11 protein-coding genes and 1 pseudogene are annotated in these 12,166 nt (G+C 49.2%); 10 read left to right on the forward strand and 2 right to left on the reverse strand.

The annotated features are described in order from the left end of the window. The first annotated feature begins 5 nt into the window (after nucleotides 1-5). The 3 genes from A3848_RS07195 to A3848_RS07205 are packed head-to-tail and all read left to right on the forward strand — an operon-like array spanning nucleotide 6 to nucleotide 3,345. The gene (locus A3848_RS07195; protein WP_074084277.1) at nucleotides 6-1,127 is read left to right on the forward strand and encodes a glycosyltransferase family protein; all 1,122 of its coding nucleotides are present in this window, start codon (nucleotides 6-8) and stop codon (nucleotides 1,125-1,127) included. After that, nucleotides 1,127-2,320, forward strand: coding sequence for a radical SAM/SPASM domain-containing protein (locus tag A3848_RS07200; protein ID WP_074084278.1), 1,194 nt, complete (start codon nucleotides 1,127-1,129; stop codon nucleotides 2,318-2,320). The genes A3848_RS07195 and A3848_RS07200 overlap by 1 nt, the downstream gene beginning before the upstream one ends. Continuing rightward, nucleotides 2,317-3,345 (forward strand): Gfo/Idh/MocA family protein, encoded by a 1,029-nt coding sequence (locus tag A3848_RS07205; RefSeq protein ID WP_074084279.1) that lies wholly within the window; start codon nucleotides 2,317-2,319, stop codon nucleotides 3,343-3,345. The genes A3848_RS07200 and A3848_RS07205 overlap by 4 nt, the downstream gene beginning before the upstream one ends. Before the next feature lie 50 nt (nucleotides 3,346-3,395). On the opposite strand, the gene A3848_RS07210 is transcribed toward A3848_RS07205, so the two are convergent. Next, nucleotides 3,396-4,193: a nucleotidyltransferase domain-containing protein gene (locus tag A3848_RS07210; protein ID WP_074084280.1), complete on the reverse strand. Its 798-nt coding sequence runs from the start codon at nucleotides 4,191-4,193 to the stop codon at nucleotides 3,396-3,398. Nucleotides 4,194-4,282: 89 nt separating this feature from the next. Further along, complete coding sequence (locus A3848_RS07215) at nucleotides 4,283-5,581, reverse strand: MFS transporter (protein WP_074084281.1); 1,299 nt, start codon at nucleotides 5,579-5,581, stop codon at nucleotides 4,283-4,285. A 361-nt stretch (nucleotides 5,582-5,942) separates the two neighbouring features. Between A3848_RS07215 and A3848_RS07220 the strand changes: the two genes are divergently transcribed. The 7 genes and pseudogenes from A3848_RS07220 to A3848_RS07245 all read left to right on the forward strand — a co-directional run bounded on the left by A3848_RS07220 (nucleotide 5,943) and on the right by A3848_RS07245 (nucleotide 12,143). Beyond that, nucleotides 5,943-6,932, forward strand: a complete 990-nt coding sequence (locus tag A3848_RS07220) for a tRNA dihydrouridine synthase (protein WP_074084282.1) — start codon at nucleotides 5,943-5,945, stop codon at nucleotides 6,930-6,932. A gap of 132 nt (nucleotides 6,933-7,064) precedes the next feature. Next, nucleotides 7,065-7,634 carry an SF0329 family protein gene (locus A3848_RS07225; RefSeq protein ID WP_074084283.1) on the forward strand — a complete coding sequence of 190 codons (570 nt, stop codon included), beginning with the start codon at nucleotides 7,065-7,067 and terminating at the stop codon, nucleotides 7,632-7,634. Between the two features lie 135 nt (nucleotides 7,635-7,769). Beyond that, the gene (locus A3848_RS07230; protein ID WP_074084284.1) at nucleotides 7,770-8,234 is read left to right on the forward strand and encodes an immunity protein YezG family protein; all 465 of its coding nucleotides are present in this window, start codon (nucleotides 7,770-7,772) and stop codon (nucleotides 8,232-8,234) included. 181 nt (nucleotides 8,235-8,415) lie between these two features. Beyond that, nucleotides 8,416-8,586, forward strand: a pseudogene (locus tag A3848_RS33540) (SF0329 family protein); the annotation flags it as partial. Nucleotides 8,587-8,822: 236 nt separating this feature from the next. Continuing rightward, nucleotides 8,823-9,131 carry a hypothetical protein gene (locus A3848_RS07235; RefSeq protein WP_074084285.1) on the forward strand — a complete coding sequence of 103 codons (309 nt, stop codon included), beginning with the start codon at nucleotides 8,823-8,825 and terminating at the stop codon, nucleotides 9,129-9,131. A 314-nt stretch (nucleotides 9,132-9,445) separates the two neighbouring features. Next, nucleotides 9,446-11,284, forward strand: a complete 1,839-nt coding sequence (locus A3848_RS07240) for a cache domain-containing sensor histidine kinase (RefSeq protein ID WP_074084286.1) — start codon at nucleotides 9,446-9,448, stop codon at nucleotides 11,282-11,284. A gap of 4 nt (nucleotides 11,285-11,288) precedes the next feature. Continuing rightward, the gene (locus A3848_RS07245; protein ID WP_074084287.1) at nucleotides 11,289-12,143 is read left to right on the forward strand and encodes a response regulator transcription factor; all 855 of its coding nucleotides are present in this window, start codon (nucleotides 11,289-11,291) and stop codon (nucleotides 12,141-12,143) included. Nucleotides 12,144-12,166 lie beyond the last annotated feature (23 nt).

The following is a 12,166-nucleotide window of genomic DNA, read 5'->3' on the forward strand; positions in this document are numbered from 1 at the left end:
CTCCAATGAATAACACCGTAACTATTCTATGTTCTGGTTTTGGTCTGGGCTTCTATGTCCCCGGCCTGCTGATTGAACGGAGACTCATAGCACTTGGTATCCAGGCGGAGATTGAAGTTTTTGAAACACTCATGCCGGACAGCAAAAAGAAGCAGACGGACAACAGCCGCAAAGCGTACCAGCAGAACTTCGCCGTAGCCTTGACCTCACAGAAAATACCGGCGGATATCCGGAGCAGCCTTGATGCTGCAGCCGTGGAACGTTTGCTTCAACAATGGAAGCAGGAAGAAAGACAGCGCTTCATTGTATTATCCGGGCACTGGGTGCATGTTATGGACAGGTACCGTGAACTGGCCGGCTTTTCTGTGGATGCCGATTTGCTCTATATTGATGCCGATCTTTCGCCATCATGGAAGAATCTCCGCAGGCTGAACCCTGGTTACGCGGAAGGCTACCGTGAAGTAAGCATGTATGATCCCGCGAAACGGGAGATTCTATACAGCATAGATGCCGGCCCCCCGGAAGCGCTGTCCCCTTCGGCTAGGAACGGAAGACTGGTTGTTCATGGCGGCGGCTGGGGAATTGGAACCTTCCGTGAGAAGTTTGATGCCCTGGAGTCGGCAGGGTATGAACTGGATATTGCCGCGTACAGCTCTCAGGAGATTGGAGCGGCCATCCATGGAAGACGTTATTATATGAACGACCCGGAGTGGCGGACCTGGAAGCGTGACAGCAGCGGGCAGTATACCTTCCCGCCTTTTGCAGAGGTAACCAGTAACCAGGCAGACCGTTTTCCGCCCTGCCGTAACTATCAGGATGGGATGTATGGTGTCATCCGGCAGACATCCGCAGTAATCAGCAAGCCGGGAGGAGGCGCCTTGATTGATTCACTTACTTCGGGCACTCCGCTGGTGCTGCTGGACCCCTTTGGCCCGCACGAGAAGATTAACAGTGATCTGTGGGTAGAGCTTGGTTATGGCATCCGTTACGGGGAGTGGGCCGAATCTGGCTTTGACCGTGAGAAATTGCGTAAGCTGGCGGATAACCTCAGGTCAGCCAGGGGCCGGTATCCAGACTATGCGGCAAGCTATGCGGAACAACGATCCGCAGCAGAAGGGAGAAGCTAATGCAGCCTACCAGTAGAGTTAACCTTGATGCCAAGTCCTTTGAGGCTCTGAAACGCACGATCAAGAATGTCGTGGTTCCACACAGAGAACGCAAACTTGATCCCGGGTTCAGAACCGTTATGCCGGAAATTATGTCCCTGAAGCTGACCAACCGCTGTAATCTCCGCTGCAAGCATTGCTACCAATGGAATGAATCCGGCTATCATCATGATATGGACACCGCCGAGCAGAACCTGGATATGGATCTGGAGATGATCCAGAGGCTTCTGGAGGAGACGGATGAGGCACAATCCCGTTTGTATTTATGGGGGGGCGAGCCGCTTTTTCACCGGAATACCCGGCAGATTCTGGAGCTTCTGAAGGAGCATCCCCGGGATACAACGATCTGTACCAACGCCTATCTGATTCCTAAGTACGAAGAGGAGCTGTGTGCGATCTCTGACAACCTGGAACTGCTGATTCCGATAGAAGGGTTCGAGGAGGAGCATGATTTGCTGCGCGGCAAAGGTTCATTTCACAAAGTGATCGAGAGCGTCGAACGGCTGCTTGAACTGCGCAAGCAAGGCCGCTTCCGCGGCCGGATCTCTGTGCACAATGTGATTAATGACAATATGATCGGCCGATTGTACGAGCTGGTGGAGTTTTTTGAGCAAAAGAAAGTCGATCTGGTATTGCTCTGCTTCCCGTGGTATATCTCTGCGGAAACCAGTCTGGAAATGGACCGCTTCTACGATGAACACTTCCAGTGGCTGGCTGAGCTTCCGCCGGATCACCGGAGCAGCTGGCATGCCTTCAAATACCATATCAAGCCTGAGAATGTCACAAGGCTAACCGAAGACCTGAAACGGATCAACAGCAACACTTGGCACAATACCCGAATCCGTTATCAGCCGGGGCTGGACTTTGATGAAATCGAAGACTTTGTGGCTGGCAAGCCGATGGCGTCCCGCAGTACGTCGAAATGTCTGGCGCTCAGTACCCGGGTGGATATTGCTCCGAACGGCATGGTGAGTGCATGCAAATTTTTTGGCGAGCTGGCTATTGGCAATGTGAAGGAGCAGACGCTGACGGAAATATGGAATTCAGCCCGCTACGACAGGCTGCGGCGGATTCTGGATGAAGGCTTGTCGCCGGCATGCTCCAAATGCAATGTGCTGTACTTGAATACTTATGCTGCGCTAACGCATGTATGAAGAACGGAGAGGAACAACCTGCCTACAAGCTCGGAATCCTGGGTTCGTCGAACATTGCTGTACCGGCCATACTGGAGCCTGCGCGGGTTGTGGAGAAGGTTCGGATAACGGCAATCGCCAACCGGACCTTTGAAAAAGCGGTGAAACTGGCGGACACCTACCGGATTCCTTATGTGGCGGGCAGTCTGGAGGAACTGCTGGAGCTTGGCGAGCTGGATGGAGTATATATTGCACTCAGTAATGAGCTTCATACAGAATGGGCAGTCCGGGCTTTGAAGGCGGGTAAGCATGTATTGGTAGAAAAGCCGATCTGCCTGAATCCCGAAGAAGCAGAACGGTTACGTCTGGTAAAAGAAAAATTCGCCACTCCAAAGCTTGCCGAAGGTCTGATGATTGCCTTCCACCCCTGGCAGCAGGCACTCCAATCTATTGTCCGCTCCGGGCAATTCGGTCCGCTCCACAGGATCAGTACAAGAATATCCGTCCCTGCCAAGGACAGATATGCCGGAAATTACCGCAGTGTCAAGGCTAAAGGTGGAGGCGCTTTTACCGACCTGGGCTGTTATTGGCTGCAGTTCCTGCAGACCCTGGTCGGTCTTCAGCCCCGAGAGATGAGGGCCCAGTCGGCTTTTGACGGACCGGATGGCTGCGATTGGACCTTTCAGGCGGCGCTGCAATATGAGAACGGTCTGGAAGCGGAGTGTCTCACTTCCTTTGAGCTTCCTTTCCGGGCTTCGCATACCTTGTATTTCGAGCATACAGTGCTGACGGTCCCGGATTTCTTCCGGCCGGTCAAAGGATTCTACAAAATCAAAATACGGCATGATCTTCCGGACAACCGCAGCACCCTTTGCGAATTTGAGCCGATGAACTATTATGTCAACCAGCTGGAGGCTTTTGCAGAAATGATGAGCGGGCAAAGGGCAGAAAAGCTGGAAGCTACATGGGAACGGGTGCACCTTCAATCCATAATCATGGCCGAGGCGCAGCAGCGCCGGGTCTATAATGCGGCCAGCCATCTATAGTCCAAACGTCAAAACAGCGACCTCCGATCACCGGAGAGTCGCTGTTTGTATTAGCGGTCCTGCAGGGAAGGAGGCTGCTCTATCCAGGAGCGCTCGTTGTTCATCACATAGATGCCCAGCGCCTGCTCGAAGGTAAGGCCGTGATTATAAAAAGCCAGCATCTTCGCGGCGAAGCGCATACTCTTATCTGCACCGGGCGACTGCAGCAGCTCTGCAGCGAGCTTACGGAAGTCCTTCGGCTTATGTTCTGCAGCATCTACGGCATCCAGAAGCCCCTTGTGGCTTGGAAAGAGCCTCCGGTTATAAGCCAGGATCATTCTCCCGCTGAAGAATACCAGATTGCTGGCTGTGTGAGCGAGCAGGTAGGCATCGTTCTTCCGGGCCGCCTCTTTGGCGAAATAAAAAGCGTACAGGAAGATCTGGGCGCAAAAGTCCCGCAGATTGCGGTCCCGGTTCTCTTCAGGATAGACGGGGATTCGGGCTACCAGATCGTTCAGCTGCGGGATTCTAGAGAACACAACGTCTGAACCGGTAAAAGCATACCTCGTCGGCTCATTGCCCCGCTTGGCTGCAAGCTCCAAGAACCGGAGGTTGATCACCTTGATATCGGCGTATCCGCCTTCATAGGTACTGACTTCATGGTCCACATAGGACAGCGTATTGTTCCGGTCATATTCTTCATACGCTTCATCGGTGAATACGAGGTGAACATCCACATCCGAGGTTTCCTTGGCCGTTCCTTGCGCTACCGAACCACTGGTGATTACTGCCAGACAGGAAGGGTTCTTCTCATGCTTCCCCACCAGCTTCTCCAGCGTCTGTCTATGGTGCTCATACATCTCTTTCATCCTCTCTTAAAGTGCTCCTGCACCTTAAGCGTACCCATTGGACAGCTTACCAGCTATGGTCAATTCAGACATTTATTTACCCGGGGCAACTATTCTTCCAATCTCCAGATATGTTTGTCCGCCCGGAACGGCAGGCAAGAACAGGCACCGAAAATTCCGATGGCAAGAAATAGCAAGGCTGCTCCGGAGCCTTTGCCTGTTCCGACCAGTGCGACCCACAGGCTGTTCATCGGCTGCACGGCCATAAAGGGTTCAAACACCCTGTCAACCAACACGCCACCGCACAGATATCCTACAGGAATGGTGAAAAACTGTAACGTATTCCTTGCCGAATAGACACGCCCCTGCATCTCAATCGGGATGGTGGAGCGGAAAAGCACATCCATATTAGCGTTCATAACCGGAATGAATACCCATCCGAGGATAGCGCCCAAACACCATACCGGTGTACTTCTGCCGAAGGCAAGGATGAAATTCTCGGAGCTCATGGAGAACAGCAGGCAATTCAAAATGACCCGAACCCGGCTTTTTGGCGGCGGCAGAATAGCAACCGCAAGGCTTCCAACCATCATGGCTATCCCTGTAACTGCGTTGACCATACCTAGCGCTAATTCTCCGCCGCCAACACGTGAGAGCATCATTGCGGGCAGGGCAGCATTGAAGATCGAGGCGGTAAAATTGATCACGGCCAAAAAAAGGATCAAATCCAGAATGCCCCGGTTGTCCCTGAGATACCGTAAGCCGCTTTTGGCAGATTGTAATACCGTCTCGCTCCCCGTGCCGCTCTGTTTTGGAACTTGCGGGATATGGACCCAGCAGAGCAACGCCATGAACGCTGTAGCAAATGTAATCAAATCAAACACAATAACAACCCGGATACTGGTAAAGGAAAGCATTGAAGTGGCGAGTATAGGCGTCAGTATGGTAACCAATGAATTGGATAAGGAACGCATCCCGCTTACCTTCTGGTAGTGTTTTTGCGGAGCTAACAGGCTAATCGCTACATCCGACGCCGGTTGCTGTACAGTGTTCATCACACCATTCAAGGTATTGATCAAATACAGATGCCAAATCTGGAGTGTACCCGTCGTCATCAGAATAAGGATCGAAACGGTACAAAGTGCCGCAAAGCTGTCGCTGATCAGCATAGTGGCCTTCTTGTTCCAACGGTCGCTCAGTGCACCTGCGAAGATACTCAGCAGGACATAGGGGGCGTAGGAACAGATAACCAATAGCGAGCTGGTAAGAGCCGACCCTTGCTGTTGATAAGACCAGATCACTAAGGCAAAGGAGGTCATTGCACTGCCCAGTGCTGAAAATGACTGTGTAATCCATAAAATCAGGAACGTTCGAAGCTCCCTGACGTTCGTTTTTAATTTTTTTATCATGACTCTGCTCCTCTTTCAATGAATTCTTAACGAATCAATGAAAGTGCAAAGCCGAACGGACGAACTCTATCCGCTCCGTGCAGTTTCGTCCGGTTCAGACCTTGCACGGAGCGGTGCCACTGCATATTTTCATGTGTTTTCTCCTTCTTTATCGCTCGAGGTTGAATTCACCCAACAGTAAATTCTTCTTTATTTTACCATGTGTGAACCCGGAAAATAACTATACAATTGCAAATTCAAAAGATGCACATTTATTGGGTGAGTATGCTTCTACCGGGGTTATGATATACTTTGTCATGAACAGGTTCGTTTACTATTTCGGGATAAAGAGTGTCCTGGTACGTATAGAGAGGTTAATGATATGACGAATAATTTTTGGCGTGATTTACCACGGCCTTTTTTCATACTGGCGCCCATGGAAGATGTGACGGATGTTGTGTTTCGCCATGTCGTAAGTATTGCTGCTAGACCGGATGTGTTTTTTACGGAGTTTGCGAATTCAGAGAGCTATTGTCACCCGGAGGGGCACCATGCTGTGCGCGGGCGTCTGACATTTACAGAGGATGAACAGCCCATTGTAGCGCATATCTGGGGAGATAAGCCGGAATTCTTCCGTCAGATGAGCATCGGGATGGCCGAGGAAGGCTTCAAAGGTATTGATCTTAATATGGGGTGTCCTGTAGCGAATGTAGCAGAGAACGGGAAGGGAAGCGGCCTAATCTGCCGTCCCGAACTTGCAGCAGAGATCATCCAGGCCGCAAAGGCCGGGGGACTGCCCGTCAGTGTCAAAACAAGGCTCGGATTTAGTGACATCGACGAATGGCGCGGCTGGTTAACCCATATTTTGCAGCAAGATATTGTGAATCTGTCCATTCATCTGCGCACCAGAGAGGAAATGAGCAAAGTAGATGCCCACTGGGAGCTGATTCCGGAGATTAAGAAACTTCGTGATGAGGTGGCACCCCATACACTGCTGACTATTAACGGGGACATTCCTGACCGTCAGACCGGCCTCAGGCTCGCTGAGCAGTACGGTGTGGATGGAATTATGATCGGGCGCGGTATTTTTCAGAATCCGTTTGCTTTTGAGCAGGAGCCGAAGGAGCACAGTAGTGAGGAATTGCTTGATCTGCTGCGGCTGCATCTGGATCTCTATGATCAATACGCAGGACAAGCACCACGTTCGTTCAGCCCGCTTCAACGATTCTTCAAAATCTATGTCCGCGGATTTCGCGGGGCAAGTGAGTTAAGAAATAGCTTAATGAACACCAAGTCCACAAGTGAAGTGCGTGCGCTGCTGGATGAGTTTGGGAGCAAGGAGCAGGACGGGGCGGGGGAGCTTGGGGATTAGGCAGCCAGAATTATTGAATTTCGAGCGGGAAATAGAATAGACGTAAAAAGAGTGTGAGGATCGGATGATGGGGAAGGGACAAGCCCGGAGCCAGCAAGCCGTTCCTCATTTTTTATATGGGAGGGGGACCACATGTCCTGGAGCAAATTGAAGCAACAACTGGAGGGCTTTCTTAGCCCGGCGCTACATAGAAGGGTAGAATACCGCGCGCCCGGTTACCGTTATCTGCCTGATAAATCAGGGATTTGCTATATCTCGGTAGATAAAAAGAACGTACTCAACATGAGTGATAAGACGAACACTATCAGATGGTATCAAACAGAACTGGAGATTAAAAATGATCCGGATATCCAAATTCCTATCGCAAATAGCGACATTGAAGCGGTCAGACAAGCTACCAAGGGGCCAGTGCCGGAGGATCGCCTAATCGTAATGGCCAGAAGCAGAAAAAGTACAGAACATGCCAAAGAGCTAATGTCAGCACAGGCTGCACTCGTTAAATCGAATTTTATCGTGGTGGCTAATCAGTTCTTAACGACGCCTATAGAGGAGAGCTTAGAGAGCAATGATATGGTATTGAATATTCTGGCTTTGGTGGACCGGAGAGTTGGGAAGAAGCGGATTTTAAACATGGCTGAGAAGATGGAGTTAAAGCATCCGATTGTGCGGTATTTTTATGAGCTACGGCGTGATACATTGTGAAGCAAACAATTTTTACCCGCAAATGATCATAGATGGGCAAGGGGGCGCCCGGCATAATTTAATGTGAAATATAGAATTGACAATGATAAACCTTTTTGGTAACTATATTAAATAAAGTTGGAGGTTGACACATACATGGAAAAAATGGAAGAACTATATCAACTTATAGGTAAGAAATTAGTAGGAATAATTCCCGATCAGTGGGATAAAATTTATCTCTACGCAGAAGTATTGCCAGGTTCAAGAATCATCTATTTTTACTTCGAATCTGCTACAAAAAAAGAACTAATATATAGTCATTTAATCCCTGAGATTTATGGAGTAGATGAACGCATATATGATCGGTTGCATGGGGAGTTGCAAGAATATTTTGTTGAACTGAATAAGGTTTTCAGAAATACTCTTGATCAACCTTGGACAAATCTGACGATGTATCTTGAGCAATCAGGTAAATTTAATATTGATTATAGTTATGATGAAGTAATTAACAATCCCTCTAAACAACTTACGATCTGGAAATATGAGGTTCTTGGATTATTACCTAGAGATGAATTCCACCAAGAGTATTTAGATGAATATTTAAAAAATAAGAATGAGTGATTTCTTAGTCGGCTGTGTAGGTGCAGCCGACTTTTTTTGTATAATCACAAAGAGATTTTGTGCACCTTGGCAACATATCCCGGTATCCCCAACAAGTTAGCAGTCTCTCTTAACGACTTTCTAACATCTGTCTGTCCAAATACGGTCTGTTGACCTGCTGGAGACCCAATGTTCTTGCCAAATGACGACGCCTATAGAGGAAAGCTTGGAGAGCAGTGAAATCCTGTTGAATGTTCTGGCTTTGGTGGACAGGAGAGTTGGGAAAAAGTGGATTTTGAGTATGGTAGAGAAGATGGAGTTAAAGCATCCGATTGTGCGGTATTTTTATGAGCTAAGGCGGGGGGCGTTGTGAGATATGATGCCTGGGAATGATCGCCCTCTCTTCACTGAGAGGGTTTTTCTGTTTGTCTAGGCTAGGAATGGCTGGCACATCTTTTCGGCAACTATAATTGAATAATTTGCGATAGGACCGAAATTCCAACATATGGTACGATGGGAACGAAGTTTAATTGGAGGTTGTGACTATACAATGATTGATTTTATCAAAAATAAGAGTATACAGGCATTTCACGATGGAGGGAGAGGCAAATGGATAGAATACACTCTCATCATTGTAATTTGAATATATGGGCTCATCTACCTGATGAAGTATGGAATAAAGTTGCTAATATATATGAGCTTATGCCTGGTTGGAAAGGGTACACAGATGGAATTCCACACTGGTTTGGGCAGGAAGATGATGATGTTTTTATTCAGGCATCCGTTGAGCCGAGTGGATTATCATTTTATGCACAGATGAATAAGAGTGAATGGGATTCTTGGATAGAACGGTTTAAATCAGAAGCAACAAAAGCATTAGGGTTTAATGTTGGTGAACCTGAGGATGGGTTTCATTAGGTAATAGATGAGTATACAGAGGAACTTGGAGATTAAGCGGCCGGGATTAGAGAAATCCGTGTGAAAATAGAAAAAGACGCAAAAAGATTAAGGATCGGCTGAATGGGGAAGGGCACCAGCCCGGAGCTAACAAGCCTTTCCTTTTTTTTGATATGAAGGGGGATTACTATGTCCTGGAGCAGGTAGTTAAAATTCAAAGGAGATTATGGAGACAAATTGCAGTCTTCCGATAGGGTTGAATGGGTGTGTATAATAGTGAGGGATAACAAGCAGGCAGATTATACTGAACGATTCAACAACCATCGGAGGGGAATATGAAGAAGCTACTGTCTCACCAATCCCTCTTGAAGAAATTCCAGGCGGTTCAATCTTTGGCGTTCAGACAGAATATGCCGCTTCGGAGGAAGATTCTAATCAGTAACATCCTTATTGTTCTACTGGCTCTGGTGATATTCGTTCTAAGTATTCATAGAATTGTCTTTAATCAGACGCTCGATAGAACTTCGGCCAGTTCGCAGCAGGAAGTGAAGCTGGTAAGCCAGTCTATGAAGACCGTATTCCAATCGGTTCAGAACTTCTCGAAATTTGCTCTGATTAACCAGGATACACAGAATGTACTTAGCCGGGATACCGGAGCAGACGGGGATGTCTCCGCGCTGAAGTCTATACATAACACGCTGGCTGCAATGCTGGAGACAGAGCCTAACATCGACTCGGTCATTATCGAATCGATCGGGGGCGATCTCTATTATACCTCCAACCTGACCGGTGTGACTTCGCAGAGTCTCGCCATCTATCCCAAAGATAAGATTGATGCGGCAAAAGGCGGTGCGGTCTGGGTAGATACGCTGAAGCCTTCATTTCTGTCGGGGATGACTGCTAAGCATATGATTAGTGTGTGCAGAGTCATTATGAGCATGGAGAAGGGGACGCCGATCGGTTATATATATGTCAATATTGACGAACGGACGCTCGCCCGGCTGTACCATAATGAACAGGATAATCAGAATCCTACCCTGGTCATCAACCAAGAGGGAGTGGTGATCTCCGCGTATGAAGCTGCACTCGTCAGCCGCACCGTTGAGGATCAGTCGCTTGCCCGGTGGGTGAAGTCGGCATCGGGAGGGAGTAGGACCGAGCGGGTGGGGGACAAGCGCTATCTGGTATCCTTACAAAGGCTTGATCCCTATGGCTGGAAGGTAATCCACCTTGTCCCCACTTCGGAATTGACGAACGGGTATTGGAAGATCGCCTTATCTATAGCCGTTTTCGGGCTGATCAGCATGCTGTCCGCAATGGTCCTGTCGGTTGTATTCGCGCGCCGGCTGACCCGGCCCCTAAGCAAGCTCAGTGAGGTTATTGTTGAGGTGGGTGCCGGGAATTTCGAGAGACGCGCATCTGCCGGCAGCCAGGATGAAATAGGCAGGCTGGGTGCGACATTTAATGAGATGGTCGAGCATATTCAGGACTTGATGCTAACCATTGAAACGGAAGAGAAGACCAAGCGGCTGTTGGAGCTGAGGCTGCTGTATTCGCAGATCAAACCGCATTTTCTATATAATACACTGGACACGATTCGTGCGATGGCTGTGATGACGAATGCTAAGGAGATTAGCAGTATCTTGAAGGCGCTGGGGGAGTTCTACCGGATTTCACTTAGCAACGGACAGGAATTGATTGCGGCAGCACAGGAGAAGAAGCATCTGGAGAGCTATCTCTACATTCAGCAGATCCGCTTCAAAAAGCTGAATTACCGGATTTCGTTTGAACCGGGAATTGAGTCCTGCCAAGTACCCACGATGCTGCTCCAGCCTCTGGTCGAGAATGCGATTCACCATGGAATCAGAGGGATGCCGGACGGAGGTTTATGTGAGATTACCGGCTCTATGGAAAGTTCGGGAGAGGAGCGTATTCTGTGCTTTATAGTCCGTGACAACGGCAAAGGCATGAGTGAAGAGGAACAGCGGCAGATCTGGTTAAGTTCGAGTGAAGAAGGGGAGTACAGCTTCGGACTTAAGAATATCCAGGACCGGATTCAGCTGAGATTTGGCGAAGCTTATGGTATCGTCCTGTCGTCTGAACCGGGACATGGAGTAGAAGTGAAGGTACGGTTGCCGCTGATTATGCAAGCGAACGAGCAGGGGAGGGGATAGCTGAATGAGAACTACAGCGCCGGCAGCACGCGTCCTGATCGTAGATGACGAATATTATTTCAGGCAGCTGCTGATCCATTTGATAGACTGGACTTCTGCCGGTTTCGAAGTGGTTGCAGAGGCGGAGGACGGTTCGGAAGCCTTGAGGATCATGGAGGAACAGCCGATTGATCTGATTATTACAGATATTGAAATGCCGAATATGAACGGGCTTGATTTTGTGAAGGCCGTCCGTGCCTTAGACTCAGCGGCTAAGCTGATTTTCATCACAAGCTATGATAACTTCACCTATGCCCAGCAGGCTATCTCGCTCGGAGCGGATCATTATTTGCTGAAGCCCGTTGATGAGGAGGCGGTTGAACAGGCGCTTAATACTATCCGTGCGCAGTTGCAGGAGAAATGGGAAGAGGAACGTTACATTAACCGGTTGAAAATAGAGGCGGGTTACGAGGGGCAGCCGGCCGCGGACCAGACTTCTGAGGATGGAGGACGCCAGGGCAGCGGGAAACGGCTGATCCATAAAGCGGCTGCGTATGTGACTGCACATTATGCCGAGGATACCTTATCGCTTCAGAGCACAGCGAGTGCCCTCTTCGTGAATCCGAGCTACTTAAGTCATGTCTTCAAGAAGGAGACCAACGAGTCTTTCGTGGAGTATATGACAAATATCCGCCTGGGCAAAGCCATGGAGCTGTTGCGCCAGGGGGCGGCTACCGAGGATGCTTCGGTTCCCAAGGTAGCAACGATCGCCCATCAGGTCGGCTACAGAGATCCGTTCTACTTCAGCAAATGCTTTAAGAAGAAGTACGGAATTACCCCGAATAAAGTATACGGAGGAACCTATTCCGGGAAATATTGAGCCATCGCCAGCAGGAGTCCGGT

This window comes from Paenibacillus sp. P32E (genome assembly GCF_001909085.1).
Lineage (GTDB): Bacteria > Bacillota > Bacilli > Paenibacillales > Paenibacillaceae > Paenibacillus_AQ > Paenibacillus_AQ helianthi.

Bases quoted from the DNA above. Each gene is read 5' to 3' on its own strand.
- A3848_RS07230 (WP_074084284.1), top strand. From the start codon at position 7,770: ATGGAAAAAATGGAAGAACTATATCAACTTATAGGTAAGAAATTAGTA.
- A3848_RS07240 (WP_074084286.1), top strand. From the start codon at position 9,446: ATGAAGAAGCTACTGTCTCACCAATCCCTCTTGAAGAAATTCCAGGCG.
- A3848_RS07215 (WP_074084281.1), bottom strand. From the start codon at position 5,581: ATGATAAAAAAATTAAAAACGAACGTCAGGGAGCTTCGAACGTTCCTG.
- A3848_RS07235 (WP_074084285.1), top strand. From the start codon at position 8,823: ATGGATAGAATACACTCTCATCATTGTAATTTGAATATATGGGCTCAT.
- A3848_RS07205 (WP_074084279.1), top strand. From the start codon at position 2,317: ATGAAGAACGGAGAGGAACAACCTGCCTACAAGCTCGGAATCCTGGGT.
- A3848_RS07225 (WP_074084283.1), top strand. From the start codon at position 7,065: ATGTCCTGGAGCAAATTGAAGCAACAACTGGAGGGCTTTCTTAGCCCG.
- A3848_RS07195 (WP_074084277.1), top strand. From the start codon at position 6: ATGAATAACACCGTAACTATTCTATGTTCTGGTTTTGGTCTGGGCTTC.
- A3848_RS07200 (WP_074084278.1), top strand. From the start codon at position 1,127: ATGCAGCCTACCAGTAGAGTTAACCTTGATGCCAAGTCCTTTGAGGCT.
- A3848_RS07220 (WP_074084282.1), top strand. From the start codon at position 5,943: ATGACGAATAATTTTTGGCGTGATTTACCACGGCCTTTTTTCATACTG.
- A3848_RS07245 (WP_074084287.1), top strand. From the start codon at position 11,289: ATGAGAACTACAGCGCCGGCAGCACGCGTCCTGATCGTAGATGACGAA.
- A3848_RS07210 (WP_074084280.1), bottom strand. From the start codon at position 4,193: ATGAAAGAGATGTATGAGCACCATAGACAGACGCTGGAGAAGCTGGTG.